Origin of the sequence: Mesorhizobium sp. M0698 (assembly GCF_040320455.1) — a bacterium.
In the GTDB taxonomy this organism is placed as follows: Bacteria; Pseudomonadota; Alphaproteobacteria; order Rhizobiales; family Rhizobiaceae; genus Mesorhizobium.
In genome coordinates this window covers 108,742-135,061 of record NZ_JAMYPQ010000005.1, presented here as the reverse complement: position 1 = coordinate 135,061, position 26,320 = coordinate 108,742, and the positions used below count along the sequence as shown (strand labels likewise).

Annotated in this window: 27 protein-coding genes and 1 pseudogene; 11 read left to right on the top strand and 17 right to left on the bottom strand. The window is 63.3% G+C overall.

The features are described from left to right. Window positions 1-92: 92 nt before the first annotated feature. Together NKI16_RS13680 and NKI16_RS13675 are read left to right on the top strand one after the other, a co-directional pair. The gene (locus NKI16_RS13680; RefSeq protein ID WP_352922969.1) at window positions 93-701 is read left to right on the top strand and encodes a LysR family transcriptional regulator; all 609 of its coding nucleotides are present in this window, start codon (window positions 93-95) and stop codon (window positions 699-701) included. After that, on the top strand, window positions 647-1,000 hold the full coding sequence (locus tag NKI16_RS13675; RefSeq protein WP_352922966.1) for a LysR family substrate-binding domain-containing protein: 354 nt from the start codon (window positions 647-649) through the stop codon (window positions 998-1,000). Before NKI16_RS13680 ends, NKI16_RS13675 begins: the two co-directional genes overlap by 55 nt. Window positions 1,001-1,122: 122 nt before the next feature. On the opposite strand, the gene NKI16_RS13670 is transcribed toward NKI16_RS13675, so the two are convergent. Beyond that, window positions 1,123-1,734 (bottom strand): LOG family protein, encoded by a 612-nt coding sequence (locus tag NKI16_RS13670; protein ID WP_023677735.1) that lies wholly within the window; start codon window positions 1,732-1,734, stop codon window positions 1,123-1,125. 114 nt (window positions 1,735-1,848) lie between these two features. Between NKI16_RS13670 and NKI16_RS13665 the strand changes: the two genes are divergently transcribed. From NKI16_RS13665 to NKI16_RS13650, 4 genes are all read left to right on the top strand, one after another. Beyond that, the gene (locus NKI16_RS13665; RefSeq protein ID WP_352622575.1) at window positions 1,849-3,354 is read left to right on the top strand and encodes a LysM peptidoglycan-binding domain-containing protein; all 1,506 of its coding nucleotides are present in this window, start codon (window positions 1,849-1,851) and stop codon (window positions 3,352-3,354) included. Window positions 3,355-3,414: 60 nt separating this feature from the next. After that, on the top strand, window positions 3,415-3,789 hold the full coding sequence (locus NKI16_RS13660) for an ArsR/SmtB family transcription factor (RefSeq protein ID WP_023677733.1): 375 nt from the start codon (window positions 3,415-3,417) through the stop codon (window positions 3,787-3,789). 20 nt (window positions 3,790-3,809) lie between these two features. After that, window positions 3,810-5,696 carry an ABCB family ABC transporter ATP-binding protein/permease gene (locus NKI16_RS13655; protein ID WP_352922962.1) on the top strand — a complete coding sequence of 629 codons (1,887 nt, stop codon included), beginning with the start codon at window positions 3,810-3,812 and terminating at the stop codon, window positions 5,694-5,696. An 89-nt stretch (window positions 5,697-5,785) separates the two neighbouring features. Beyond that, on the top strand, window positions 5,786-6,133 hold the full coding sequence (locus tag NKI16_RS13650) for an antibiotic biosynthesis monooxygenase (protein WP_352647491.1): 348 nt from the start codon (window positions 5,786-5,788) through the stop codon (window positions 6,131-6,133). Between the two features lie 5 nt (window positions 6,134-6,138). Here the strand turns inward: NKI16_RS13650 and NKI16_RS13645 are convergent, their stop codons facing one another. After that, on the bottom strand, window positions 6,139-7,005 hold the full coding sequence (locus NKI16_RS13645) for an SMP-30/gluconolactonase/LRE family protein (RefSeq protein ID WP_352922959.1): 867 nt from the start codon (window positions 7,003-7,005) through the stop codon (window positions 6,139-6,141). Window positions 7,006-7,268: 263 nt separating this feature from the next. Here NKI16_RS13645 and NKI16_RS13640 point away from each other — a divergent pair, with 263 nt between their 5' ends. The 3 genes from NKI16_RS13640 to NKI16_RS13630 all read left to right on the top strand — a co-directional run bounded on the left by NKI16_RS13640 (window position 7,269) and on the right by NKI16_RS13630 (window position 9,299). Beyond that, complete coding sequence (locus NKI16_RS13640) at window positions 7,269-7,967, top strand: phosphatidylserine decarboxylase (RefSeq protein ID WP_352622579.1); 699 nt, start codon at window positions 7,269-7,271, stop codon at window positions 7,965-7,967. Window positions 7,968-7,970: 3 nt separating this feature from the next. Then, window positions 7,971-8,786, top strand: coding sequence for a CDP-alcohol phosphatidyltransferase family protein (locus tag NKI16_RS13635; protein ID WP_023677728.1), 816 nt, complete (start codon window positions 7,971-7,973; stop codon window positions 8,784-8,786). A gap of 249 nt (window positions 8,787-9,035) precedes the next feature. Next, window positions 9,036-9,299 (top strand): hypothetical protein, encoded by a 264-nt coding sequence (locus NKI16_RS13630; protein ID WP_352578953.1) that lies wholly within the window; start codon window positions 9,036-9,038, stop codon window positions 9,297-9,299. Window positions 9,300-9,420: 121 nt separating this feature from the next. Here the strand turns inward: NKI16_RS13630 and NKI16_RS13625 are convergent, their stop codons facing one another. Next, a complete protein-coding gene (locus tag NKI16_RS13625; RefSeq protein WP_352622581.1) occupies window positions 9,421-11,643 on the bottom strand; it encodes an AMP-binding protein in 2,223 nt (740 codons plus the stop codon). Window positions 11,644-11,784: 141 nt separating this feature from the next. After that, on the bottom strand, window positions 11,785-12,192 hold the full coding sequence (locus NKI16_RS13620) for a tautomerase family protein (RefSeq protein ID WP_023677725.1): 408 nt from the start codon (window positions 12,190-12,192) through the stop codon (window positions 11,785-11,787). Between the two features lie 115 nt (window positions 12,193-12,307). Here NKI16_RS13620 and NKI16_RS13615 point away from each other — a divergent pair, with 115 nt between their 5' ends. After that, the gene (locus NKI16_RS13615) at window positions 12,308-13,162 is read left to right on the top strand and encodes a LysR substrate-binding domain-containing protein (RefSeq protein WP_352622583.1); all 855 of its coding nucleotides are present in this window, start codon (window positions 12,308-12,310) and stop codon (window positions 13,160-13,162) included. A 196-nt stretch (window positions 13,163-13,358) separates the two neighbouring features. Here the strand turns inward: NKI16_RS13615 and NKI16_RS13610 are convergent, their stop codons facing one another. After that, window positions 13,359-14,267, bottom strand: coding sequence for a DMT family transporter (locus NKI16_RS13610; protein ID WP_502897595.1), 909 nt, complete (start codon window positions 14,265-14,267; stop codon window positions 13,359-13,361). Between the two features lie 324 nt (window positions 14,268-14,591). Between NKI16_RS13610 and NKI16_RS13605 the strand changes: the two genes are divergently transcribed. Then, the gene (locus NKI16_RS13605; protein ID WP_352448969.1) at window positions 14,592-15,098 is read left to right on the top strand and encodes an OsmC family protein; all 507 of its coding nucleotides are present in this window, start codon (window positions 14,592-14,594) and stop codon (window positions 15,096-15,098) included. Window positions 15,099-15,250: 152 nt separating this feature from the next. Here the strand turns inward: NKI16_RS13605 and NKI16_RS13600 are convergent, their stop codons facing one another. The 12 genes and pseudogenes from NKI16_RS13600 to rplI form a co-directional block, all read right to left on the bottom strand. Beyond that, window positions 15,251-15,472, bottom strand: coding sequence for a hypothetical protein (locus tag NKI16_RS13600; protein WP_023677720.1), 222 nt, complete (start codon window positions 15,470-15,472; stop codon window positions 15,251-15,253). 130 nt (window positions 15,473-15,602) lie between these two features. Further along, window positions 15,603-15,908 (bottom strand): annotated as a pseudogene (locus tag NKI16_RS13595) (hypothetical protein); the annotation flags it as partial. A 144-nt stretch (window positions 15,909-16,052) separates the two neighbouring features. Next, a complete protein-coding gene (locus tag NKI16_RS13590; RefSeq protein ID WP_023677719.1) occupies window positions 16,053-16,799 on the bottom strand; it encodes an SDR family NAD(P)-dependent oxidoreductase in 747 nt (248 codons plus the stop codon). Continuing rightward, window positions 16,796-17,086, bottom strand: a complete 291-nt coding sequence (locus NKI16_RS13585; RefSeq protein ID WP_352922954.1) for a hypothetical protein — start codon at window positions 17,084-17,086, stop codon at window positions 16,796-16,798. Before NKI16_RS13585 ends, NKI16_RS13590 begins: the two co-directional genes overlap by 4 nt. 26 nt (window positions 17,087-17,112) lie before the next feature. Continuing rightward, on the bottom strand, window positions 17,113-18,582 hold the full coding sequence (purF, locus tag NKI16_RS13580) for an amidophosphoribosyltransferase (protein ID WP_023677717.1): 1,470 nt from the start codon (window positions 18,580-18,582) through the stop codon (window positions 17,113-17,115). 125 nt (window positions 18,583-18,707) lie between these two features. Continuing rightward, entirely contained in the window at window positions 18,708-19,379 is a 672-nt protein-coding gene (locus NKI16_RS13575) for a CvpA family protein (protein ID WP_352622585.1), read from the bottom strand. Between the two features lie 47 nt (window positions 19,380-19,426). Then, entirely contained in the window at window positions 19,427-20,845 is a 1,419-nt protein-coding gene (gene radA, locus NKI16_RS13570) for a DNA repair protein RadA (protein ID WP_352622587.1), read from the bottom strand. A gap of 228 nt (window positions 20,846-21,073) precedes the next feature. After that, window positions 21,074-22,564: a replicative DNA helicase gene (locus tag NKI16_RS13565; protein WP_023677714.1), complete on the bottom strand. Its 1,491-nt coding sequence runs from the start codon at window positions 22,562-22,564 to the stop codon at window positions 21,074-21,076. 206 nt (window positions 22,565-22,770) lie between these two features. Further along, a complete protein-coding gene (locus NKI16_RS13560) occupies window positions 22,771-23,739 on the bottom strand; it encodes a small ribosomal subunit Rsm22 family protein (protein WP_352641007.1) in 969 nt (322 codons plus the stop codon). A 3-nt stretch (window positions 23,740-23,742) separates the two neighbouring features. Further along, window positions 23,743-24,066: a YnfA family protein gene (locus NKI16_RS13555; protein ID WP_352625003.1), complete on the bottom strand. Its 324-nt coding sequence runs from the start codon at window positions 24,064-24,066 to the stop codon at window positions 23,743-23,745. An 82-nt stretch (window positions 24,067-24,148) separates the two neighbouring features. After that, complete coding sequence (locus NKI16_RS13550; protein WP_352454398.1) at window positions 24,149-25,438, bottom strand: cyclopropane fatty acid synthase; 1,290 nt, start codon at window positions 25,436-25,438, stop codon at window positions 24,149-24,151. A 153-nt stretch (window positions 25,439-25,591) separates the two neighbouring features. Continuing rightward, window positions 25,592-26,176 carry a 50S ribosomal protein L9 gene (gene rplI / locus NKI16_RS13545; protein WP_352625005.1) on the bottom strand — a complete coding sequence of 195 codons (585 nt, stop codon included), beginning with the start codon at window positions 26,174-26,176 and terminating at the stop codon, window positions 25,592-25,594. Window positions 26,177-26,320 lie beyond the last annotated feature (144 nt).

Below are 26,320 nucleotides of genomic sequence, written 5' to 3'. Positions count from 1 at the left end.
CCTGATGTTGGCCGTTGGAATGGCGGAAATATTCGCTTCTGCTGGCCAGACAGTCCAAGACTGATTAGGCTAAATTTGAGACCTCACGGGACTTGAGCATCGAAGCAACAATGTTCGACCTGCGCCAGCTCCGCTATTTCATCACGGTGGCCGAAACCGGCAACGTCGGGCGTGCCGCCGAATTGCTGCACATCTCGCAGTCGCCGCTCAGCCGTCAGATCATTCAGCTGGAGGAGCAGCTGGGCGTCGCACTGTTCGAGAGGGCGAGGCAGCGTGTTCATCTCAATGCCGAGGGCCGCGCTTTTCTTGCCGAGGCGCGTGCGCTGCTGGCCCATGCAAGACGGCTGGAGGAGCTCGGCCGCAATCTCGCCAGCGGTACGGTCGGCCGTCTCGCCATCGGTTATGTGGAAGGTGCGGTCCATGCCGGGCTTGTCGCTCGGATGCTGCGCCAGTTTCGCCGCGACCGGCCCGAATTTCATCTTCAACTGAAGGGTCAGCGTTCCGCCGCCCAGATCGAAGCGCTGCGCGAACGATCGCTCGATCTGGGCCTTGTCTACACGCCTCCTTCTGCCGATGATCCCGACATCGTCGCCATGCCCTCATCATGCGCGAGCCGCTGGTTCTGGCGATGCCGGAAGGCGATCCATTGGCAGAAATCGCGGAGATACTGCCGCAGCAACTGGACGGCCGTACCTGGATAACGGTGGTGCGCCAGCCTGACGACACCAACCGCAGCCAATTTCTCGCCGCCTGTGCGAAGGCCGGTTTCCTGCCCGACATAGCCTATGAGACGACCGATCCGTTGACGTCGTTGGGCTTGGTCAGCGCCGGGCTTGGGCTGGCGACGGTGCAGGCCAGCCTGCGGAGTGCCGCGCCGCCTCAGATCGTGTTTCGCGATCTGCCGTGGTTCGAACGCACCGTCTCGATCCATCTCGCCTGGCGGCGTCAGGATAAGCGTGCGGTCATCGGAGACTTGAGGAAGGCAGTAGGGAAGGAGTGAATAGTGAATAGTGAATAGTGAATAGTGAATAGACAGGCGCCGGTTTGGAAAGTCTTCTACTTCACCATTCACCATTCACCATTCACCATTCACCATTCACCATTCACCATTCACCATTCACTCTACATCTTATCAATCACCGACTGCACGCCCTCCGTCGGTGCATCGACGGAGGATCCTGCCACCATGATAGCGGCGACGATTGCTTCCGGATCCTCGACCACCAGCGGCTTGACCCGTTGCGCCGTGTGGATGAAGCCCTCCGTTGCCATGTGGTCGAGTAACGCCAGCATCGGATCCCAGAACCCGCCGACGTTGCCGAAGACGATCGGCTTGCGGTGATGGCCGAGCTGTGCCCAAGTCATGATCTCGACGATCTCCTCGACGGTGCCGATGCCGCCGGGCAACGCCACAAAGGCGTCAGATTTCTCGAACATCCTGTGCTTGCGCTGGTGCATGTTGTCGGTGATGACGAGCTCGTCGAGCCGGTTAAGCGCGGTTTCGGTCGCCTCCCGGTTGATCAGAAAACGTGGAATTATGCCGGTTACCTTGCCACCGGCCTTTAATGCCCCTTCAGCGACGGCACCCATGATCCCTTTAGTGCCGCCGCCATAAATCAGACGCAGGCCGGACTTGGCGATCGAGCGGCCAAGCAGGTGTCCGGCCTTGATATAGGTCTCATCTCGGCCCGGGGACGAGCCGCAATAGACGCAGACAGATCGAATCGTGTTCATGTTATGATTGGTGATAGGGACTATTGGCATGGTCAAGCCCTGGGGCGGGCTTTTTCTTGTCGGCTTTGGTAAAACAGGCTAGACCGAAATTAGGTGGCTAAGGGGCAGGGAAACATGGCAATTAATCCATTGAAGGCGTTTTTGTTCGCGGCTGGCGGCTCTGTCGCCGCGGCGGGAACCGCCTATGTATCGGGCGCGCTCGACCCGTATCTCAATTCTACCCGGCCTGCGGAGGTCGCGGCGCTGACGCCGCCGGCTTCGAAACCGGCCGCTCCGGCGACCGAGGGCCGGCTGCCGCCTGCGCCCGCCGCGTCCACCGATGCGGCAGCGCCCGCCGCGCCGGCCGCAGCAGGTGCAATCGTGCCGACCTTCGACATCGTGCGCGTCGAAAGCAACGGCTCGATCGTCGTCGCCGGCAATGCGGCGCCCAACGCCAAGGTAGAGATTCTTAACGGTTCGGCTGTGCTCGGCTCGACGGTCGCCGGCCCTGACGGCGCCTTTGCCATTATTCTCGACGATCCGCTGAAGCCCGGCGACTATACGATCACGCTGCGCTCTACGGCTGGCAATGTCGTGACCGCCTCGGCGCAGACCGCCGTCGTTTCGATCCCCCAGAATTCCACCGGCCAGGTGCTGGCAATGGTCGAGGAGCCGGGCAAGCCGTCCGAACTGCTCACTGTTCCGGCCCCTCAGGCGAGATCTGACGCCTCGCCGCCTGTCGGCGAACAGGCGGCCGTTCAGCCACCCGCCACCGGCACCGAATTGCCGGCTGCCGCAGCGCCGGCGCCAGCCGCCCCGGCGGCTGATGTTCCAGCAGCGCCTGCTCCTGCCGCGCCGGCCGCTGTTGAAGGCGCGCCGGCTCCGGCAGCACCCGCCACACCGGCAGCGCCCGCTACTCCCGCGGTGGAGCCGAAGATCGTCGTCGAAGCTGTCGAAATCGACGGCAACAAGATTTTCGTTGCCGGCCTCGCCGATCCCGGCCGCAAGGTGCGTGCCTATGCCAACGATATCCTGCTCGGTGACGCGAAGACCTCGCCCGACCGCCACTTCCTGGTCGAAGCGACACGCGACATCCCGGTCGGCACCTACACCATCCACGTCGATGCGCTCGACGCCGACGGCGTGACGGTGGTGGCCCGTGCGGCTGTGCCGTTCGAGCGCGAGCCTGGTGAGGCGGTTGCGGCCGTGGCGCCGGCCGAGCAGAAGCCTGCCGGGGTAAAACAAGCCGAGCCGAATGCTCCGGCGACCGAAGCCGCACCGGCAACGGCCGCCGAAACGCCCGCAACTGCCCCCACTCCTACAACCGAGGCCCCGGCCGAAATGGCTGTCGCAACGCCTCCGGGCGAAACTCCCGAGACCGTGGCGCCAAAGCTCGAACATGCCGATGGCGCAGTCATCATCCGCCGCCATGACACGCTGTGGCGGATTTCGCGGCGGGTCTATGGCCAGGGCATGCGCTACTCGACCATCTATCTCGCCAACCAGGACCAGATCAGCAATCCGAACCGCATCTGGCCGGGGCAGGTGTTCAAGGTGCCGGAGAAATCGAAGGAAGGCGAGCCCGCCGATCTCAAGGCAATGGGCGACCAGATGACGACGGCGCCAGTCAAGACCGAGTAGCCGTTCTGCCCATCAGGATAGCTTGCGGCAGGGCCAGTCATCGTTTATCGCCGATGGACGATGACCGAATCCCCCCTCGTAACGGACCGAAGCCGCGCGGCAGATGAACGCGCGCCGGCCAACTGCACGCCGGCCAACTGCACGCCGGATAGCCGCGCTGTCGCTGTCCGGCTCGCGGCCCTTTCGCATCCAGCGCGGATCGAAATTCTCAAACACCTTTCCGCAAGCCGTTCCTGCTGCTGTCGCGAGGTCGTCGAGCATCTCGACCTGGCGCAGTCCACCGTTTCCCAGCATTTGAAGATCCTGGTCGAGGCCGGGCTGATCCGCTTCGAGCCTGACCGCCAGCGCTCGCGCTATGAGCTCGACCGCGCCGCGCTCGCCGATGTTTCGGCATCGCTGGCCGCGCTGGTCGATTCCTGCTGCTCCGGCCGCTAAAATCATAAAGGTAAACAAGAATGGCCGAGAAAACCGTTTCCGCAGATTCCGGCTCGACCTTCAGAACGTTGCGCAATCTCTGGCCCTATATGTGGCCGGCCGACCGCGCCGACCTGAGGGCGCGCGTGGTGTGGGCAACCGTACTGCTGGTTGTCGCCAAGCTGACCCTGGTGGCCGGACCCTATTTCTTCAAATGGGCGACCGACGCACTGGCCGGCGATAGCAAATCGCCGCCGCCGCTGCCGGCCCTGCTGCTGGCGCCGGTCATGCTGGTCGTCGCCTACAATGCCGTGCGGCTGGTGCAACTCGGCTTCAACCAGTTACGCGACGCCCTGTTTGCACGGGTCGGCCAGCATGCGGTGCGCCGGCTCGCCTTCCGCACCTTCGTGCACATGCATGAACTGTCGCTGCGCTTCCACCTCGAACGGCGCACCGGCGGACTGTCGCGCGTCATCGAGCGCGGCACCAAGGGCATCGAGACGATCGTCCGCTTCACCATGCTGGCGACGGCGCCGACAATCGTCGAATTCGCGCTCACCGCCGGCATCTTCGCCGTCACCTATGGCTGGCTATACGTCTTGGTGATCGCGGTCACGGTCTGGCTCTATGTCTGGTTCACCGTCAGGGCGAGCGATTGGCGTATTTCGATCCGCCGTGAGATGAACGAAAGCGACAATGAAGCCAGCACGAAGGCGATCGACTCGCTGCTCAACTACGAAACAGTCAAATATTTCAATAACGAAGCCATGGAGGCCGAGCGGTTCGACCGGTCCACGGCGCGCTATGAGTTGGCGGCGACCAGGACCTGGACCTCGCTTGGCTGGCTGAACTTCGGCCAAGGTGTGATCTTCGGTATCGGCATGACCGTCGTCATGGTGATGTCGGCGCTCGAGGTGAAGGCGGGCACACAGAGCGTCGGCGATTTCGTCTTCGTCAACGCCATGCTCATGCAGCTTTCGGTGCCGCTGAATTTCATCGGCATGATCTACCGCGAAATTCGCCAGGGCCTGACCGACATCGAAAATATGTTCGATCTGCTCGACGTCAAGCGTGAGATCGTCGATCGGCCGGGCGCCAAGCCGCTGGTCGTCGATGCCGGCAGGGTCGAGTTCCGCGACGTACATTTTTCCTACGACCCCAACCGCAAGATCCTGAAGGGCATCAGCTTCGAGGTGCCAGCCGGCAAGACGGTGGCCATCGTCGGCCCCTCCGGAGCCGGCAAGTCGACCATTTCGCGGCTTCTGTTTCGCTTCTACGATATCCAGCGCGGCAAGGTTCTAATCGACGGCCAGGACATTCGCGACGTGACGCAGGAGAGCTTGCGCGCTGCCATCGGCATGGTGCCGCAGGACACGGTGCTGTTTAACGACACCATCGCCTACAACATCCGCTACGGCCGAGTCGGCGCCAGCGAGGAGGATGTGCGCAAGGCGGCAGAACTGGCCCAGATCGGACCGTTCATCGAGCGGCTGCCCGACGGCTATCGCTCAATGGTCGGCGAGCGCGGATTAAAACTGTCCGGCGGCGAGAAGCAGCGGGTGGCGATTGCCCGCACCATTTTGAAGGCACCGCCGATCCTGATGCTCGACGAGGCGACCTCGGCGCTGGACAGCCACACCGAGCAGGAGATCCAGGCGGCACTCGACCTGGTCAGCCAGGGCCGCACCACCCTCGTCATCGCCCATCGGCTGTCCACAGTGATTTCGGCCGACGAGATCATCGTCCTGCAGGATGGCCAGATCGCCGAGCGCGGCACCCATGTCGCCTTGATAGCCAAGCGCGGCCTTTATGCATCGATGTGGGACCGCCAGCGCGAGGCAAGCGAGGCCGAGGAGCGGCTGCGCATCGCCCGCGAAAGCGACGAGTTCGGCGTCGTCGTCCGCCGTCGCACCTCGGAGGTGAGCTGAAAATTCGTGCTTGACCTCAACTTAAGTTGAGATCGTAGGCCGTTTTGGATCGCAGCAAGATGCGTCGTTCAAAAACGGAGACAATCGATATGAATGGGATAAATCAGGCAGTTAGTGGCGGCAGTGTATTTCGGGTGGACAAGTTTGTCGTTCCGGCCAACGCCCGCGAGGAGATTCTTGCCAAGGTCCGGATGACGCATGATTTGCTGCGCCAGCAGCAAGGGTTCGTCCAGGATTTCCTGCTTGAGCAATTCTCGGGGCCGGGCGAGTTCAACCTCGTGACCATTGTCGAATGGGAAGGGCAGGCCGCTGTCGACAAGGTCGTGCCGATCATCAAGGCTGCGCATGAGCGCAGCGGCTTCAATCCTCAGGAGACCATCGCGCGACTTGGCGTCAAGGCCGATATCGCCAACTATCAGCGGATTCCCGGGATGTAAGCTCTCTACGGCCAGCCGGCGCCCGGCGCAGTAGCGTCGACGCTGAGCACTTGGCCGGTACGGGCATCGCTGATCATATGTTCGAAGCCGCGCCATTCGGCGGCGACGATGAACAGCGCTTTTCCCTCGCTGCCGCCGAGCATGCAGGCAAAGCAGCCGCGGTCGACGTCGACGCTTTCGAGCATCGCGCCGCCCTCGCGCACCCGCACGCAATGCCGGTTCGGAACGTCGGCATACCAGGCCGCACCTTCGGCATCTAGGCAGATGCCATCGGGAAAACCGTTGCCGAGATCGGCCCAGACCCTCCGGTTGGAAAGGCCACCATCGGCAGCGATGTCGAAGGCGGTCAGCCGGTTTGCGTGGGACTCGGCAACGACCAGCGTCTTGTTGTCAGGCGTCACCGCCATGCCGTTGGCGAACGCGAGGTTCTCAGCCACCTGCTGAACCGAGCCATCAGGTGCAACTTGCACGATGGTGCCGGGGCCGAAATGCTGGCCGAGGGCCGGAGCAGGCCCACCGCCATTGACGTATATGTTGCCGCGCCCATCGACCACGATCTCGTTCCACGGGCTCTTCGAGAGGTGTCTCAGATCGGCATGGGTGACCAGCCTCCCGTCTGCCTCCTGCCTGAGGACCAGCCCCTCGCAGCCGGAGACGACAAGCAGGCGCCCGTCCGGCAGCCAGTCAATGGAATAGGGCAGGGTGGCCGGCACGGTGAGCGCGATCTCGCTGTTGCCTAGGGCGTCAACGGCGATGATCTGGCCTGTGCCCCAGTTGCAGAACCACAGCCGGCCATCGTGCCAGCGCGGCGACTCGCCGAAGGCCAAGCCGTTCATCACCACTTGCACTTGCCTAGCTGCTGATTTCTGCATGGGCCGAGAACCTCCGGGTTTGCGCAAATCGTCATGGCCGGAAGGCCGATGAGAGGCGCTGTCTTGCCAAGGACGGGCGAGAGTGCTGCGTTCCGACAATCGCAATGAACATTTCCGGTTGATCACTTCGGCAGTCCGGATTCTGCTAACGGCATCCTGAAACGGCGGCGACCGCCACCCCCGAGCGCTCTCATTGTCGCGTTGCGACCGCGGGGTGTTTCCGCTATTGAGGCCGGACTTGGAACCAAGGTTGCCCTCATCCCATGAGCCTCGTTGACACGATCAAGAATGCGTTCGTTCCGATCCATCGCGAGGGTTATCCCTTTATCGCTGCGTTCGGCGCGGCGACGCTCTTTCTTGGCTACTTCTCCTCGACCCTGTTCTGGATCGGTCTCATCCTGACGGCCTGGTGCGCCTATTTCTTCCGCGATCCCGAGCGTGTCACGCCGATCGATGACCGGCTGGTTGTCAGCCCGGCCGACGGCATCGTCTCGGCGGTTGGCCCGGCCGTGCCGCCGCGCGAGCTTGGCCTCGGCGGCGGTGAAATGACCCGCATCTCGGTGTTCATGAACGTCTTTTCCTGCCACGTGAACCGCTCTCCGGTGCGTGGCCGCATTTCCAGGATCGAGCATCGGCCAGGAAAATTCCTCAACGCCGAGCTCGACAAGGCAAGCACCGAGAACGAGCGCAACGGGCTGGTCATCGAAAGCCCCAATGGAACGGTCGCCGCGGTGCAGATTGCCGGCCTGGTGGCGCGGCGCATCGTCTGCTGGGCCGAGCCCGGCGGCGCCATCGGCACCGGCCAGCGCTTCGGGCTGATCCGCTTTGGCTCGCGCGTCGATGTATTCCTGCCCTCGACCGCGACGCCGCGTGTCGCCGTCGGCCAGACCGCGGTTGGCGGTGAGACGGTGCTGGCGGAATTCGGCGGCGTTGCCGCAACGCCGCTCGTGCGGATCTCCTGACCGGTGGCCCCGCCGTTCAAGAAATTCGAGGCGCATGGCGGCGGTGGCCCGCGCATTCGCGAAATCCCGATGCGCATGGTGCTGCCCAATCTGGTCACGGTGCTCGCCATCTGCGCCGGCCTGTCCGGTATTCGCTTCGGCTTCGAGGGCCGCTTCGAGCCAGCGGTGGTGATGGTGCTGCTCGCCGCCTTCCTCGATGGTATCGACGGCCGTCTGGCGCGAATGCTGAAGGCGACTTCCAAATTCGGCGCCCAGATGGATTCGCTGGCGGATATCGTCAATTTCGGCGTGGCACCGGCGCTGGTGCTCTATGCCTTTCTGCTCGACAGGGCAGGTTCGCCGGGCTGGATCGCCGCGCTGCTGTTCACCATCGCCTGTGGGATGAGGCTTGCCCGTTTCAACGTGCTCGACGAAGAACTCGACCGTCCGCAGTGGCAGACCGAATATTTCGTCGGCGTGCCGGCGCCGGCGGGTGCGGTGCTGGTGATGCTGCCGCTCTATCTGTTCTTCCTCAGGCTTGGGCTTGAACCCAGCCGCCTGGCAGCCTTCATTGCCACCGGCTTTACAATATTGGTGGCGTTCCTGCTGGTCAGCAGACTGCCCGTCTATTCCGGCAAGAGCGTCAGGATACCGGGCGACAGGGTGCTGCCGATCATCCTCGCAGTCGTCCTCTACGTCCTGCTTTTGATGACCTATCCCTGGTATACGCTGACGGCCTCGGTTGCCGGCTATCTGGTCTTCTTGCCGTTCAGCGTGCGCGCCTATTCGAGACGCGCCAAGCGCGAAGGCGAGAAGGTGCCGTCCTCGGATATTGGCTGACAGATTTGGTGCCAGTTCGCGTTGCGCCTGGCAGTGCATGATTCCGAAAAGGGTCGTCCGTTTAGACTCAGGATCGGCTCACACAGCGCGCGGCGCTGTGGAATGCACCTCAAAAACCCCGTTTTCGGAACTTGCTGGGCGGCTAGACCGTTTGTGTTTGGTAGGTCCGTCTGAGCGGCTGCTCGTGGTACGTCGTGTACGTCGCGCAAGCTGCCGCATCGGGCGCAGAACCATCGGAAACGAGGAGAAATGGCTGTCATCCTCATCGGCGTGTTACTGACTGTCGCCGGCCTCGTCTATATGGCGGTAGCAGCCATCATGCGCGGGCGGCTTAGTGAACCGGCCGCTGTCTCCACCGCGCCGGACAGTCCGACGCCTAATCTCGCAACACCAGGTCCGACCCTGGAGCCGCGGCGGCGCGGGCTCCGTTTTCTCGGCCTGTCGCAGAACTGGCCGGGCCTGCTGATGATGGCCGTCGGGGCCATTCTGCTGTTGTCGGTGGTGGTCTTCTAATGCATTCGCGCAAAAGTGTGCAGCGGTTTTGCGATAACGGCATGCATAAAAGCAAGAATCTAAAGCGCGTCGCACAAGGCCGGTCGAACGCGACGCGCTTTAGAGTTCTCGACAGCAAACCTCAGGCGGCTGCGCTCAGTCCCAGCCTCTCGAGTGCCAGCTTTCTAGTCGAGACATAGTCGGTCTTGCCGGAGCCCAGTACAGGGATCTCCTCGACCTTGACGATGTCGTTCGGCACCATCAGTTCGGCCGCGCCGGCTTTTTTGCCGAATTCGCGCAATTCGTGGGGATCGGCATTGTCGGCGGTGGTGACCAGAACGAGGCGCTCGCCGCGCCGCTTGTCCGGCACCGCTACCACGGCGTGATGCTCTTCCGGCCACAGCGACTGCACCAGCATCTCGACCGCACCAAGCGATACCATCTCGCCGGCTATCTTGGCGAAGCGCTTGGCGCGGCCGCGAATGGTGATGAAGCCTTCGCGATCGACCGAAATGATATCGCCGGTGTCGTGCCAGCCTTCGAGCGGCTGCAGCTCGCCAGGCCGGTCGCCGGTCATGTAGCCCATCATCAGGTTCGGCCCGTCGAGCCACAGCCGGCCGGCGTCGCTGATGCCTTCGACCGGTTCGAGTTTCATGCGCATGGCCGGCAGCAGCCGCCCGACCGTTCCATCGCGGCCGTGGATGGCGGTGTTGACGGCAACCACTGGTGCGGCCTCGGTCAAGCCAAAACCTTCGATGATCTCGGCCTGGAAGCGCTCGCGGTAAACCCGGCGCGTCTCCGGCTTCACCGCCTCGGCACCGGCCACGACGAAGCGCAGGCTGGAAAAATCGCCGTCCTTGGCGGTGCGGGCATAGTTGGCGAGGAACGTGTCGGTGCCGAACATCACCGTCGGCCGGACCTTGCGCGCCACCTCCGGAATAAGTTTGTAGTGGAGCGGTGACGGGTAGAGGAACAGCTTTACTCCGGTGACCAGCGGCAGGATGGTGCCGCCGGTCAGCCCGAACGAGTGGAACACCGGCAGCACGTTGAGCAGGATATCGGCCGGCGAGATGGTGATGCGAGCTTCCGCCTGCATCGCATTGGCAAGAAGGTTCCGGTGCGACAGCACCACGGCCTTGGGCGTGCCTTCCGAGCCGGAGGTGAACAGGATCACCGCCGGCTTGGCTGCATCCTGGCGCTGCAACGGCCAGCGCCACAGCAAGCCGGCTGCGGCCTTGTCCAGCACGGTCACGCTTGCGCGGACATCCTCCAGCCACAGCAGTTTCGCCCCGCCCTTTTCCACCGCCTCGACGATGTCGGCGAGGTTGGCCTTTTCGACAAAGGCGCGTGAGGAGACCACGGTTCGGATCATCGTCGTGCGGACGGCGGCGGTGACGCTGGCCGGGCCGGCGGTATAGTTGATCATTGCTGCCACCCGCGCAGCCGACAAAAGTCCGACGAACGACAGCACGACGCCATTGGCGTTGGGCAGGAGCAGCCCAACCGCTTCGCCCGGCGCTGTTATTGCCTCGAACCGTCGGCCCAAAACCCTGGCGCCGATGAACATTTTCCGGTAGCTCAGGGGACCGCCAATGACATCCTCGATTATTGGGTGCGAAGCGCCAACACGGTCGGCCGCATCGCGCATGGCGAGGAACAGCCCTCGGTCGAGATCACTGCCGAAAAGCCTGGCCTCGGCGAAGCGATCAAACAGCGCATTGGTGTTGGAGGCCTGATCTGGGTTCCGCGCCACCAGCTCGGCGATGGTCATCGGCTCCAGCGCGCTGATCGACAGCTGCGGAAACCAATGGCGCGGCGCCTTGTCCGCCGGCGTCAGCGAGGCCGGCAGGCTGCGTGCGCCGGCAACGAAGACCGGCACGATACGGGCGTCGGCCTGCATGGCGATACGGGTGATGGCGCGAAACAACCGAAACGACTTGACGTCTGGCTCGACCGCATCCGGCAGGTAAACGGCGAGCCGGCCCTTGCCCTTCAGCACCCGCACCAATCTGCGGCTGACGAAGACATGCTCGGCGTTGAAGGCGATGGTGCGGCCGAGCTCGCGCCACGGCTCCAGCCACGGCGATCTGGCCGAAGCCTGGTCGAGGATGTGCAGCGTGTCCTCCGGCAGCAGCGACAGCATCAGCGCCGGCTCGATGCGTGACTGATGCCAGATGACATAGATGACCGGGGTCACCGACCTGCGCGCAATCTTGATGCGCTCGTCGCTGATCCGGTAGGCGAGCTTGAACGGCACGTAGAGCAGCGCCTGGCTCAAACGCAGGCCGAGGCGGAACTTCTCCACCACGCCGATCAGCAGCCAGGCCGCGACAAGACCCGCAAGCAGCGCCAGTGTCAGGATCATCGCCGCATCTCCCAACGATCTCACGTCACGGCTCTTCAGTGGCCGCTTCGGGTGAGAACCTAGCCGAAGTTGGATCAACGTCAATGCGGCTCCATTTTTCCTTCTCTCCTATGTTTGATTCGGCTCGGCTGCCTATCGCAGCTACGCCGCTTTCATCCTTCCGCTGATGAAGCGGAATTCCTGCGTCTTGCCGCCAAAGCCATAGGCGGCCGCAGGCACTTCATGCACGAGGGCGTAGCTTTCCTCATGCACCTTACCCAGCAGCCGGCCGAATGCCGCGAAAATTGCCTGCAGATACGCCTCCAGTTCGAGCTTGGTGTTGGTGCCGTCGACAACCTTGATGTCGAGCCAGGCCGTGTTGGTGCCATGCTCGGCCAGCGACTTGCCGCCGGCGAACCAGTGCTCGGGGTCGTGATAGGAAATGGCAACAGCTGTGATCGTCGCGTCCTTGCGCAGATGCGTGGCCGTCAGTTCGGTCACTTCCTTGGCAATGGCGGCGGACAAAGCGGCATCGGGCTTGCCGGTAACGCTGACATTGATGATCGGCATATTTCTTCTCCTCGGTTTCAAGCGGCGCCTCTTCGCCGTCGAGAAAATCATGCCATCATCCTTTGATCAAAAAAAATCGAATTGTTTTTGATAAACACTTTGATAGTATCGAATTGTGCAGATGTTCGATCCCGACCTCCTCAAAACTTTCCTCGCTTTCGTCGATGGCGGTTCCCTGGCGCGGGCCGCGTCGATCGTCGGTCGCTCGCCGTCCGCAGTGACCGCGCAGATGCAGCGGCTGGAGGATGTTGTCGGCGAACCGCTGCTGGTGCCACAGGGGCGAGGGCGCGGCCTGACGCCGGCAGGCGAGGATCTGATCGTTCACGCGCGTCGCATCCTTGCCGCGCACCGCGAGGCGTGGCTGGCCCTCAAAGGCGCGCACGCCGACGGGCGCGTCGCCATCGGCACCACGCAGGATTTCGCCGACAGCGGCTTGCCGCAGCTTCTCAGGGCTTTTGCTGTCAGCCATCCGCGCGTCAGGATCGAACTGCGCGTCGGCCGTTCCGCCGAACTGGCGCAGGCTTTGCAGGCCGGCACCCTTGATCTGGCCATTGCCATGCGGCAGGTGCCGACACTGGACGAGGTCGGTGTGCTCAAGGAACCAATGATCTGGCTTTGCTCACAGAACGGGCTGGCCACCCGCCACGACGAACTGCCCTTGGCGCTGCTCGATCCCCATTGCGGGTTTCGCGAAGCGGCGACCAGTGCACTCGATGCGGCCGGCCGTCGCTACCGCATTGCTGCCGGCAGTGCCAGCCTTGCCGGCCTGCGCACGGCGGTGCACGCCGGCATCGCCTTGACGTTGAGGACGGCGCGCTTCGCTCATTCCGGCATCGTCGAGGCGCCGCGCGATCTTGATCTGCCGCCGGTGCCGGTCGCCGAATTCGCCGTCCGCTTGCGTGAGGATGCCGACCGGCCGGCGCAGGATCTGGCCGCGTTGTTCAGCGGCAACCTGGCCTTGGCCAATTGAGCCAGCAAAGAAAAAGCCGACCTTGCGGTCGGCTTCTGAGTAGGACGGGCCGAGGGGTTTGGGGGGACTTGGGGTGGCCCGTCGCAGCCATAATGCCTGAGCCCTATGATGGTTCCATGACTTTTCAAATTAATTTTCAGGACCGGATTTCTCGTGATCGGACCACCAACTCGCGCTCGGACGCGGCGAGGATTGGTCATGCATCCGCTGCGCGCTGCCTGGCCATCAGCCAGTCGCGGCCGGCGTGAGCGAACACCGCGCAAAGCACGATGGCGCCACCGACCATGCTGGCTGCCGGCGGGATCTCCGCCAGGAACAGGAAGGCAAACAGGATCGCGAATGGCACTTCAGCTGAACCCAGCAATCCGGACTCGGCCGCCGGAATAAGCCGAGTGCCCTCCGTCCACAGGATCGAAGCCAGCGCGAACGAGGCGCCGAAGGTGGCTAGAAGCACAGCGTCCCTGGCCGAGACAGCCAGCGGATCGGCGACGAACCAGCCGAGCACGAACAGAAGGAATGCCGACACCGCACCCGCCCACACCACCGGCGTGTCGTGGAAGGCGCGCACCATGATCATGTAGAGCGCGCTGCCGATCGTCATCAGCAGCGCCAGCCCGTCGCCGAACAAATGGCCGGTGCCGAAGCCGGACCAGACCATGATTGCCACACCGCATAGTGACACAGCAGCGGCGGCAAGCGTCTGCAGCCGGAACGGCTCGTGGACCAACAGGAGGGCCAGCAGCGCGGTGACGAACGGGGCCGTGGCATAGATGATCGCGACATTGGCGACAAACGTGAACTTGAACGCCGAGATAAAGGCGATGCTCGCGAGCGCGCCCTCGATCGCCAGCAGCCAGCCTCGCCAGCCGAGCCGCAAGCTGTCGCGACCGCCGCAGCGCTGGCGGCGCCATAGGACATAGAGGCTGATCAGGATCGAGCCGACGAAGCCGCGCCAGCAGGTAATGGTCAGCGGGTCGGCATGGATCGATTTGGTCAGCACGCCGGTGAGGCCGAAAACGGCCGCCGATGCCGAGACCAGGATGATGCCGAGGGTACGCTCGCGGGCGCTTTCCACTGTGCATGGCATGTCCAGCGATCCCGTCATCTCACCAGCCTGCGCTGCCCCTTCCTGACACCATAGTGTCAGCTTGAGGCGTCCTGCATCGAAAACAGCAAGTAGGCAGCCCCGGTGAACAGGATTCCGGCAAGAACCCGTTCGCGGGTTTCCACGATGGCGATGTCGGCCATATGTCCGGCGGCCTTACGAATGTGTTGCGAGAGACGGTGTGAAGGCGTTGGATGCTCGCCGTATCGTCAGACTATACGGGCGAAACCCTGCCAAGCGCTACGCCAGTGGAGACTTGCGTTTGGGCAGGCGGCATCGCCGTTAGGCAGCGAAGCCAGGCAACTACTATGGGAGAGAAACGAAATGGACGCGATTGCATTGAAGGCCATGCAGGCGCCGCTGAAGGTGGCCTATCGCGACGACGCCTCGCGCGCGCTGATTACTCTCCGCGCCAAAGGCTCGATCGACGACCAATCGATCGCCTGCAAGGTCGAGACAGGCAGGGCGATCGCCATTGCCGGGCTGCATCCGGCGACCGGCGGCACCGGGCTCGAACTCTGCTCCGGCGACATGCTGCTGGAGGCACTGGTGGCTTGCGCCGGCGTCACGCTGAAGGCTGTAGCGACGGCGCTGGAATTCAAGCTTGGGGCCGCCACGGTGGAAGCCGAAGGCGACCTAGACTTTCGCGGCACGCTTGGCGTGGCAAAGGATGCGCCGGTTGGCTTCCGCGCCATCCGGCTGACATTTGGCCTCGACACCGACGAGCCGCAGGAGCGCATCGATGCGCTGCTCAAGCTGACCGAGCGCTACTGCGTCGTGTTCCAGACCATCAGCCAGAAGCCGGAGCTGACGGTAAGCGCGCGACGCTGACGATCTCCCCCCTTGAGGGGGAGATGTCGCCGAAGGCGACAGAGCGGTTGTCTCGCGTGAAGCGCCAACCGCTGCAGCAGGCCGAGCCCGGTCGGACCAACCCCCGCTGGCCTGTCGGCCATCTCCCCCTCAAGGGGGGAGATCACGCTGTCCTACTGCGCCGACGGCTCCTCGGCGTCGCCCTCGTCGGCGAAGGGCGAGGCGCTCGGCACGCACTGCACCGACCAGCCGGCCGGCGTCGGTTGCTTCTGGTATTCGGTTATGGCGAAGGCGCACTGTTCGCGGGTGTCGAATGTGCTGGGCAGCACGACCATGCCGCCTTGCGGGCCGGCGATCACCAGATACCAGACTAACGCTACGCTCGGTGTCGCCATGAGTATTTCCTCGCTCTGCTTGTTTTGGGAGTCGCACGATCCTAGCAACTCCGGCCCAGCGGCGAAAGCTGGGCCAAAGCGCGGCGTTAAGCCACGGCATCACAGCCACGTGATGGCGGGTCGTTTTGGTTCAGTTCACCGCAAAACAATAGAACAGGCCGTCGCCGCCGGTGCCCTTCAGCGCTTCCTGGCTGCAGCCACCGCGTGACGCATGCGAGGAATTCCACGATTTGGCGGCTGCCGAATCATCGAGGCCGGTACGATCGTGATGACCCATCATCGCCACACCTTATGCTCCGCTCAGCGTCCAGTCGCCGCAGGTCTGGTCGGCTATTTTCGTGCCATCCGGCTTGGAGCCGGTCAACACGTCGTGCCGGTTGGGCGTGTCGCCGCGGCCGTTGACCATTTGGCCCTTTTCGTCGAGTGCCGTCTGTCTGCGACGACGCGGCGCCGATTACTGCAAGCAGCGCGGCGGCAGTCAAGAGAAGCAGCCTCCGCATATGGTCCTCCGTTTCTCGAATTGTGGCACCCGAACAACGTTGGTGCCGGCGCAATTCTTCCGGCAAAATGCGATATGTGGCTACTCCGGCTGCCGGTAGGCGACAAAGCGATTGTGCTTGGCCTGGAAGATCAGCCCGGTCTCCTTGAGCGTAGGGCTGGCCAGCGGCACGATACGCTTGGCGATCTCCGAAGGGTGCGGCAGTGTTTCAGGATCCTCGCCGGGTACGGCCTGCGCCCGCATCGCGGTGCGCGTTGCCCCGGGATCGGCGGCATTGACCCTGAGCGGCAGGTTTTCGGTCTCATGCGCCCATGAACGCGTCATGGCCTCGACCGCCGCCTTCGACGCCGCATAAGGCGCCCAGAAGGCGCGTGCGGAGTGGGCAAGGCTGGAGCTCAGCACGATAGCACGGCCGGCATCGGAAAGCCTGAGCAGCGGGTCGACCGAGCGGATCAGCCGCCATGTTGCGGTGACGTTGATGGTCATCACCTTCTCGAAGGTCTTGGCCTCGACATGGCCGATCGGGGCGATGACGCCGAGCACAGCGGCGTTGGCGACCAGTATGTCGAGCTTGCCCCAGCGCTCGTGGATGGCGCCGCCCAGCCGGTCGATCCCCGCCATGTCGGCAAGATCGAGCGGTACCAGCGTCGCCTGTCCGCCACCTGCCTTGATCTGGTCGTCGAGTTCTTCCAACCCGCCGACGGTGCGAGCAACCGCAATCACATGCGCACCGGCCGCGGCAAGCTCCCTGGCGACGAAATAGCCGATACCGCGCGAGGCGCCGGTGACGACCGCAACGCGGCCGGAGAGATCGAGGGGAGGGGTCATGAGCTATTCTTGGGTTGCTGGTCTAAGAACGACAGCTGAATGAAGGCAATCAATTGTTTGGCGGAATCCTCGTCAAGAGGGGCAAAAACCGTTGCATCACCACCAATGGCTTTGACGACGACATACTTGTCCTGAGTCTCCCTCGCCTCTCTAGCTTGGCAAAAAAGAAATCCATTACCGAGAGGCGTATCGATATCGACCTCAGATCTAATCTGATCTTTGAGCAAGGATTTTGCAAATGAGAGTGAATCCTTGAGGGCTTGCCATAAGCCTCGTCGAGCGCTCATGTCTTACCCCCGTCCGGATCGGAATTCTAAGACCCGCCGGCCGCTAACAGCGACAGCGTGCGCACATTGTCGGAGCCTTCGAAGTCGGCAAGCCGGGTCGGATACTGGCCGGTGAAGCAGGCGTCGCAGAATTGCGGCTGCTCGTTGTCGCGGCCGGCCTCGCCGACGGCGCGGTAGAGCCCGTCGATCGACAGGAAGCCGAGCGAATCGACGCGGATGAACTCGGCCATCTCCTCCACCGACATGCGCGACGCCAGCAGCTTCGACTTTTCCGGTGTGTCGACGCCGTAAAAGCAGGAGGCGCGCGTCGGCGGCGAAGCGATGCGCATATGCACTTCCTTGGCGCCGGCATCGCGCACCATCTGGACGATCTTCTGGCTGGTGGTGCCGCGCACGATCGAATCGTCCACCAGCACCACGCGCTTGCCTTCGATCATGCGGCGGTTGGCGTTGTGCTTGAGCTTGACACCCATGTGGCGGATCGAATCGCCGGGCTGGATGAAGGTGCGGCCAACATAGTGATTGCGGATGATGCCGAGCTCGAACGGAATGCCCGCGGCCTGCGAAAAGCCGATCGCCGCCGGCGTGCCCGAATCCGGCACCGGCACGACGATGTCGGCCTCGACCGGACTTTCCTGCGCCAGCTCGGCGCCGATGCGCTTGCGCACTTCATAGACGTTGCGGCCTTCGACCGACGAATCCGGCCGCGCGAAATAGACATATTCGAAGATGCAGAAGCGGGTCTTCTGCGGCTCGAACGGGAACAGGCTTTCGATGCCCTTGCTGGTGACGACGACCATTTCGCCAGGCTTCAGGTCGCGCACGAAACGCGCACCGATAATATCGAGCGCGCAGGTCTCGGAGGCGAGAATCCAGGCGCCGTCGAGATCGCCGAGCACCAGCGGGCGGATGCCGAGCGGGTCGCGGCACCCGATCATCTTCTTGGACGTCATCGCCACCAGCGAGAAGGCGCCTTCGACTTGGCGCACCGCATCGATGAAGCGCGAATTCAGGTCGCGCTCCTTGCTGGTGGCAACCAGGTGGAGGAGCGTTTCGGTGTCGGAGGTGGAAGAGAAGATGGCGCCTTGCTTCTGCAGGGCGCGCTGAACGGTCATGGCGTTGGTGAGATTGCCGTTATGGGCGACGGCAAAGCCGCCATCGGCAAGTTCGGCGAAGAAAGGCTGGATATTGCGCAGACCGGCGCCGCCGGTGGTGGCATAGCGTGTGTGGCCGATGGCACGGTTGCCTTGCAGGCTGTCGATGACACGCTGCTTAGTAAAGGTGTCGCCGATCAGGCCGACATGGCGTTCGACATGGAATTGGGTGCCGTCATAGGAAACGATGCCGGCCGCTTCCTGGCCTCGATGCTGCAACGCATGCAGACCGAGCGTTACGATGGCTGCGGCGTCCTGCCGGCCGAAAATGCCGAACACGCCGCATTCGTCGTGGAAATGGTCGTCGGCTTCGGCGGAAAGCACGTCGTCTGCGTCTGCCACTGAGGCTGCCATTGGGGCTCAAGCTCCGCTAAAGTCGCCATATAAGGTCATAGCGCATCGAAAGCAACGCACGTCGTGCGGCGTTCACATGATCGACAGTCTTGAGCCTCGCAAGTCTGTCGAAATCAGTTTGCCGGCGCCGGGTTTGCAGGTGCCGGCGTCGCGGGCGCATTGTCGGCCGGCGGCACATCGCTGTCGTCGGGTGCCGGAGCAGTGGCGTCGTCGCCGGCGGCAGGGGCTTCCGCTGCAGGCGCGTCGGGGGCCAGAGGCGTCTCGGTGGCCGGCTGATTCGGATTGAGCTTGTTGAGGATGGCGTTTTCCGGATCCTCGGGCAGCAGGCTTTCGAGCTTGGCGCCGATCGATTCGAGCAATGGCTTTGACTTGGCGTTGGCAATCCAGCCCGGAGCCTTGGCGCCGGCCAACCAATTGAAGAAAAGCAGCGCGACAGCGACGACCAGGATGCCGCGCGCCGCGCCATAGAGGAAGCCAAGTGTACGATCGAGCGCGCCGATCCTGGAATCGATGATCCAGTCGGCGAGCTTCATGGTGATGACCGAAACGACGATCAGCGCGACAATGAAGACGATACCGGCGGCCGCCGCCATGGCGGCCTTTTCGTTGTCGACATAGGGCTGAATGTAAGGCAGCACCGGCTTGTAGAAGAAGAAGGCGGCGGCCGCGGCGGCTGCCCAGGAGATGATCGACAGGATCTCGCGCGAAAAGCCGCGAACCATAGCGAGCATCGCCGAGACCAGGGTGAAGCCGACGAGAATTCCGTCAAGCAGCGTAATCGGCATGTTTTTCGCCCCACTCCGATCTCTTTTTCACGACTCGACGAGCCGCATCACTCTTGCTCGTCGGCGCGGCTGCGCCGAGAGCCGGCTATGCGCGCCACGAGATCGGCAAGCTCGGTGGGCTGGAAAGCGCCGGCTCCGATCCCCCCGACCTCATTACCACCAACAAGTTCCTCGCTGCCCAAGGGCAGAACCGCGCGTCCGAAACCCAGCTTTTCGGCTTCCTTGAGGCGCTGCTGCGCATGCGCAACCGGCCTCACCGCACCCGAAAGGCTGATTTCGCCGAAATAGACGCAATCGGCGGGAAGGGCAAGACCGGTGAGCGAGGAAACCAGTGCCGCCGCCACCGCCAGGTCGGCCGCCGGCTCCGAAATGCGGTAGCCGCCGGCAACGTTGAGATAGACGTCGTGCGTGCCGAAGCGGACGCCGCAATGGGCTTCCAGAACCGCCAGGATCATCGACAGCCGGGCACCGTCCCAGCCGACGACGGCGCGGCGCGGTGTGCCCAGCGTCGATGGCGCCACCAGCGCCTGGATCTCGACCAGCACCGGCCGTGTGCCTTCCATGCCGGCGAAAACCGCGGCACCCGGCGACTTCGCATGGCGCTCACCGAGGAAAAGCTCGGACGGGTTGGCGACTTCCCGCAAGCCCTTGTCCGACATTTCGAAGACGCCGATCTCATCGGTTGGCCCGAATCGATTCTTGACCGTGCGCAGGATGCGGTAGTGGTGGCCGCCTTCGCCTTCGAAATAGAGCACCGCGTCGACCATGTGCTCGACAACGCGTGGGCCGGCGATCTGGCCCTCCTTGGTGACGTGGCCGACCAGAACGATCGCCGCCCCTGTGGACTTTGCGTAGCGGATCATCGCCTGGGCGGCGGCGCGCACCTGGGTCACCGTGCCGGGCGCCGAATCGGCCATGTCGGTCCACAGCGTCTGGATCGAATCGAGAATGACCAAATCCGGCCGCTTGCCATCGGCGATGGTGGCGAGGATGTCCTCGACATTGGTCTCGGCGGCGAGCTCGACCGGGGTGTCGGCGACGCCGAGCCGCTGGGCGCGCAGCCTGATCTGAGCGACGGCTTCTTCACCCGAGACATAGACGATGCGGTGGCCCTTTGCCGCCAGTGCGGCTGCGGCCTGGGTGAGCAGCGTTGACTTGCCGATGCCGGGATCGCCGCCGACCAGCAGCGCGGAGCCGCGCACGAAGCCGCCGCCGGTGGCGCGGTCGAGCTCGCCGATGCCGGAGACGATGCGCGGCGCGTCCTCGATATCGCCGGACAGGCTGGTCAGCACCACCGCGCGGCCCTTGCGGGCGTTGCGCGTATTGGCCGGGCCGGAGCCGATACCGCCTGACGTACCTTCCTCGACCAGCGTGTTCCACTCGCCGCAGGCATCGCATTTGCCGGCCCAGCGCTGATGCACCGATCCGCAATTCTGACAGATGAACTGGATACGGGACTTGGCCATCAGGCGCGGCCTGCGGCAATTAAAAGACAGGTCGGCGGGACAGCGCCCCCCTCTGTCCTGCCGGACATCTCCCCCTCAAGGGGGGAGATTGGCAGCTCCGATATTGCCGTACATCTAGCAGCATTGACGATTGCCGAAAGCCGAAATGACATCCGATCTCCCCCCTTGAGGGGGAGATGTCCGGCAGGACAGAGGGGGGTGCGAAGGAATGAGACCTGTATCAAGAGGTCACTCGAACCGATCCGGCAAATGATGCTCTTCCGCAAGGTCCGAGAAGCGCGTGAATTCGCCCTGGAAGGCGAGGCTGACCGATCCCGTTGGGCCGTGGCGCTGTTTGGCGACGATGACCTCGGCCTTACCGCGCATCTCGTTCATCTCGTGTTCCCATTTGATGTATTCGTCGGTGCCCGGCTTCGGCTCGCGGTTCTTCAGATAATATTCCTCGCGGTAGACGAACAGCACTACGTCGGCGTCCTGCTCGATGGAGCCCGATTCGCGCAGATCCGAAAGCTGCGGGCGCTTGTCGTCGCGGCTCTCGACCTGGCGCGACAGCTGCGACAGCGCGATGATCGGCACCGCCAGCTCCTTGGCTAGTGCCTTGAGGCCGGTGGTGATCTCGGTGATTTCCTGGACGCGGTTTTGCGAGGATTTCGCGCTCGATCCCTGCATCAGCTGGATATAGTCGATAACGATGACGTCGAGGCCGCGCTGGCGCTTCAGGCGACGCGCGCGGGCCGACAGCTGAGCGATGGAAATGCCGCCGGTCTGGTCGATGAACAGCGGGATTTTCTGCATTGTCTGCGAGCAGGCGACCAGCTTTTCGAAATCCATCTCGCTGATCTCGCCGCGCCGGATTTTCGACGACGGGATTTCCGTCTGTTCGGAAATAATGCGGGTGGCCAGCTGTTCGGATGACATTTCGAGCGAAAAGAAGCCGACGACGCCGCCATTGGCCGCCTTGAACGAGCCGTCCGCCTGCTGCGCCGGGACATAGGCCTCGGCGATGTTGAAGGCGATATTGGTGGCGAGCGAGGTCTTGCCCATGCCGGGGCGGCCGGCAATGATGATCAGGTCGGACGACTGCAGGCCGCCCATGCGGCGGTCGAGATCGCGCAAGCCGGTAGCAACGCCCGACAAATGCCCGTCGCGCATATAAGCCGCATTGGCCATGTCGACGGCGGTCTTGACGGCATCGGTGAAGCTCTCGAAGCCGCCATCGTAGCGGCCGGTTTCGGCCAATTCGAACAGGCGCCGCTCGGCATCCTCGATCTGGTCGGAGGGCGACATGTCGACCGGCGCGTCATAGGCGATGTTGACCATGTCCTCGCCGACAGTGATTAGCGCGCGCCGCGTCGCCAGATCGTAGATGGCGCGGCCATAGTCGGTGGCGTTGACGACGGTGACGGCCTCGACCGCCAACCGCACGACATATTGCGCCACCGTCATGTCGCCGACCTTCTCGTCGGCCGGCAGGAAGGTCTTCAGCGTGATCGGCGTCGCGATCTTGCCCATGCGGATGAGCTCGGCCGCGACCTCGAAGATCTTTCTATGCAGCGGCTCGTAGAAATGGCCGGGCTTCAGGAAGTCGGAGACGCGATAGAAGGCATCGTTGTTGACCAGTATGGCGCCGAGCAGCGCCTGCTCGGCCTCGATATTGTTCGGCGCCTCGCGATAGAGCGGTGTTTCCGCCACGCCGAATTTTCGTGCTGCCTCTGCCATGATGTCCCCGGTCCTGATCCCCGTCTCTCGATATCAGAACGAGACAAGTCGGTGATGACTTATCTGCATCAGTCCCCAACCAACCAACTTTGATGCCCGCGATTCACAGCCAGGATCTTTCGGTGGAAAGAATCTCGATTGACTCGAATCAAGATGGCGAGCCTAGCCGTTCTCAGGCGAGAACAAAACAGGAAAATAGCTGCCGGTCATTCCGGCAAGGCATCACCCCAATCCAGTCGCCGCGTGGCCTTGAACGTCTCGCCGTCGCGCTTGGTGAACAGTCGCTCGGCAGCACCCCCATCCTGTTCGCAAAGCTTCAGCAAGACCTTGCCGGAGCCCGACTTCGGCGGTGCGATCACTCGCGCTCGAGGCGGAGCGGCCGGATGGCGGGAGGCCGCGACAAAGATGAATTTCTCGTCCTCCCACGGCACCTCGGCATCCTTGGCCAGACGGTGTAGGCGCGAGCGGGCGACGCGGCGGGCGAAATGGCACCAGTCGGGGGCGACGAGCGGACAGGGCGCCTCATGCGGGCAGGGCGCAAGCACGTGCGCGCCCGCCTCGATCAGCTGCCGCCGCACGGCAAGAATACGCTGCCAGCCGGCCGGCGTGCCCGGCTCGACCACCAGCAGCGTGTCTGCGGTCAGCTGCCAGAGCCGGTCGACGAGTTTTGCCAGCGATGCCGGCGCGATCTCATCCAGCACATAGGCTGAAGTCACCAGCTCGGCCGGCTCCAGATCGACCAGGTCGATGGTGATGTCGCCGGTCCGCCAGGCGGTCCTGGCCGTGATCGCATCCGCGGCAAGTGCTTCGCCGACCCTTCGTACCGCGGCGCCGGCCTCGAGTAGCACCGCCTGTTCGAGATCGGGCCAGAGATTGATTGTGGCCCAAAGCACCGTGCCAGGGCCGGCGCCGACATCGAGCAAGGTCTTCGGAGCATAGTCGGGCCGAGACTCGCCCACCGCATCGAGGCTGGCGCGAACGGCCGCATAGGTCGCCGGTAGCCGCGTTGCCAGATAGGCCTTCACCGCCATGTCTTCGGCCATGTGCAGGCGACCGTCGCGCAACTCGGCGCGGTAGCGGTCCGACAGCGTCTTTGCCGCTTGCTTAAGCATCGGCAACGGCACCTGTTCGAGAAGGCGGTCGACGCCTTGTCTAAGCGGGATGGGCAGTTCCATCGCTTAGGCAGTCCGAGGTACGAGCAGAATGACCGAGGCGCCAACGATGCAGATCGCGGCACCGGCAAGATCCCAGCGGTCGGGGTGCACGCCTTCCGCCAGCCACAGCCAGACCAGCGAGGCGGCAATGTAGATGCCGCCATAGGCGGCATAGGCCCGGCCCGCCGCACTGGCGTCGACCAGCGCCAGCAGCCACGCAAATAGCACCAGCGAGACGAGACCGGGCGCCAACCACAGTGGCGACTTGTCCAGCCGCCACCACGCCCAGAACGAAAAGCAGCCGGCGATCTCGGCAAGTGCGGCGGCGACGTAGAGGAGGTAGGTCATGAAAAAAGGTCCCGCGTTGACGAGACCTTTTTCAGCGTGCCAGCCGGCAATGGCAAGCGGCAATGGTGCAATCGCAGGCAGTCTACTCCGGATCCGCCACCTTGCGGCGGCGAGTGGGCTTGGCCGCAGAAGCCTTTTCACGACGTCCAAGATCGCGCATCTCCAGCGCCTTCTCGCAACTGGCCATGTAGTCGCGCGTCATCGGCAGCGTGTCGTTCTTCTTGGCAATCTGGATTTGGAAAATCACCAGATCCTGCCAGCGGAAAGCGGCTTCCGAGGCGGCAAGATAGAACTCCCACATGCGGCAGAAGCGCTCGTCATAAATCGCCTTGGCCTTGTCGCGGTTGGCGGCGAAGCGCTCGCCCCAATGCTTTAGCGTCTCCGCATAATGCAGCCGCAGGACCTCGATATCGGTGACGACGAGCCCCGATTTCTCGATGGCCGGCATCACTTCGGAGAGCGACGGGATGTAGCCGCCCGGGAAGATGTACTTGCGGATGAAGGCGCTGGTTGCCCACGGCACGCCGGAGCGGCCGATCGTGTGCAGCAGCATGACGCCGTCCGGCTTCAGCAGCGTCGCCGACTTGTCGAAGAAGGTGCGGAAATGATTGACGCCGACATGCTCGAACATGCCGACCGAGACGATGCGGTCGAAACGCTCATTGAGCTCGCGATAGTCCTTGATGTCGAAATGCACCCGGTTTTGCAGGCCTTGCGCATGGGCGCGGTCGGTGGCGACGCCGTGCTGCTCGGTCGACAGCGTCACGCCTTGCACGTCGACGTCGAACGCCTTGGCTAGATAGAGCCCAAGCCCACCCCAGCCGGAGCCGATATCAAGAACCGTCTGGCCGGCCTTCAGCCTGAGCTTGGCGGCGATATGGCGCTTCTTGGCCGCTTGTGCCTCGTCGAGCGTCATATCCGGCTGCTCGAAATAGGCGCAGGAATATTGCATGTCCTCATCGAGGAAGAGGCGGTAGAGGTCGCCCGACAGATCGTAATGGCGCTGCACGTTGCGGCGCGCCCGCGACGCCGTGTTGATCTGCTGCAGGCGCCGGAAGGCGTGGCGCAGACCTTCGATCGCCTTCGACCAGGTGGCATCGATACCGCCGCTGCCCATGTTCTGGAAGGCAATCCGCATCACCCCCAGCACGCCGCCCTCGAGAATGTCGAGTTCACCGTCCATGTAGGCTTCCGGCACCGCCAGCATCGGATCGAAGGTTATTGCGCGCTCGGCATGCCTTGTCTTGATGTGCATGTGCACCGGCTCGCCGCTGCCGTCACCGAAAGTCACCATCGAGCCTTGCGGCCCTGTCACCTTGAGATTGCCTATGCGGACCAGGCGGTCGAGAACGCGTTTCAGCAGAATATTCATGACCAATTGTCCCCTCTCGGCCAGACATGCTGTCCTATTCTGCATCAAGATATAGGGGTTCGAAAAGTTCCATTTGGCATAAAAATGCCCGGGTACGAGGCCCGGGCATTGGTCCAGAATAGCGATTAGCCGGCGAATGCCGACGAATGACGATCAGCCGTTGTCTTCGCCGCCTTCGAACTCCGCATTCGGATCGAAGAAGTTTTCCGGCCGCACATTATCGTTGATGTCCTCGCCGTAGATGGCTTCGGCGGTGGTCAGTGTTTCGCCCTTGGCCTGGCGCTCGGCTTCGTCGGCCGTGCGGGCAATGTTGAGCGTGATGGTAACCTCGACTTCCGGGTGCAGCGCGATCGCCACATTGGTGACGCCGATGGTCTTGATTGGCTGGTTGAGCAGGATCTGGTTGCGGTTGACCGAAAAACCTTCCGCCGTCACCAACTCGGCGATGTCGCGCGTCGAGACCGAACCATAAAGCTGACCGGTCTCGCCGGCCGAGCGCACGGCGATGAAGCTCTTGCCGTCGAGCTTTTCTGCAATCTGCGCGGCTTCGGACTTGCGCTCCAGGTTGCGGGCTTCGAGCTGGGCCCGCTGTCCCTCGAACTTCTTCTTGTTAGCTTCGTTGGCGCGTAGCGCCTTGCCTTGCGGCAGCAGGAAATTGCGGGCGAACCCGTCCTTGACCTTGACGGTGTCGCCCATCTGGCCGAGGCGGGAGACGCGTTCGAGAAGAATGACTTCCATGGTTTTGTTCCTTCGGTTGGGCACCTATCCTCAGGATCGGCGCCGAATTGTCTGGAACAGGTCAGGAAGCTGGGGCGTCGTCGCCTGTGTCGCTGTCCTGCCTGTCGCGGCAGTTAGGATCTCTTGTCGAAATCCAACCCGGGA